Source organism: Pseudomonas parasichuanensis (assembly GCF_021601385.1).
Taxonomy (GTDB): Bacteria; Pseudomonadota; Gammaproteobacteria; order Pseudomonadales; family Pseudomonadaceae; genus Aquipseudomonas; species Aquipseudomonas parasichuanensis.
Genome location: NZ_BQHO01000118.1, coordinates 1 through 247, shown reverse-complemented (window position 1 = coordinate 247; position 247 = coordinate 1). Strand labels below are relative to the sequence as shown.

The following is a 247-nucleotide window of genomic DNA, read 5'->3' as shown; positions in this document are numbered from 1 at the left end:
CTCGTGGCGCTGACGGTGCACCCTCATTGAGGTGAGGTTGGGCCTCAAGATGCAGGTCGGGATATTGGGTGAGGGCCACCAGGCGTTCGCGGGGGCATTTGCTGCGCTCTCAAGATCGAGCGCCGCCGTAAACGCCGGATCATCCGGTTTGGTCAGGCTGGAGAAATTGCCGATGACCTTGCCCTTGCGGTCCACCACGTACTTGTAGAAGTTCCACTTCGGTGCGCTGCTCTGGTGCGCCAGCTCG

At 61.5% G+C, this 247-nt stretch carries 1 pseudogene; it reads right to left on the bottom strand.

Annotated elements, in window-relative coordinates:
* Positions 1–247, bottom strand: a pseudogene (locus L6D77_RS27190) (hypothetical protein); the annotation flags it as partial.